1 rRNA gene is annotated in these 209 nt (G+C 43.1%); it reads left to right on the top strand.

Annotated elements, in window-relative coordinates:
• Nucleotides 1-142: 142 nt before the first annotated feature.
• Nucleotides 143-209, top strand: a 5S ribosomal RNA gene (gene rrf, locus SAZ04_RS23245); the annotation flags it as partial.

The raw sequence follows: 209 nt of genomic DNA, 5'->3' as shown, positions 1-209 counted from the left end.
GAAGCGTGGCGACACGTGGAGCTGACAGATACTAATCGGTCGAGGACTTATCCAATATATTCTTGATACGTTTCTATTATGCATTATCTAGTTTTGAAGGAATCATTTCTTTCAAGGTGTTTTTGAGAAAACACCATTATAGTCTGGTGGCGATAGCAAAGAGGTCACACCCGTTCCCATGCCGAACACGGTCGTTAAGCTCTTTTGCG

Origin of the sequence: Halalkalibacter lacteus (genome assembly GCF_036663595.1) — a bacterium.
Taxonomy (GTDB): domain Bacteria; phylum Bacillota; class Bacilli; order Bacillales; family Bacillaceae_D; genus Halalkalibacter; species Halalkalibacter lacteus.
Note: the sequence above shows the minus strand (reverse complement) of the source record. Positions and strands in the feature narration are given on the sequence as shown.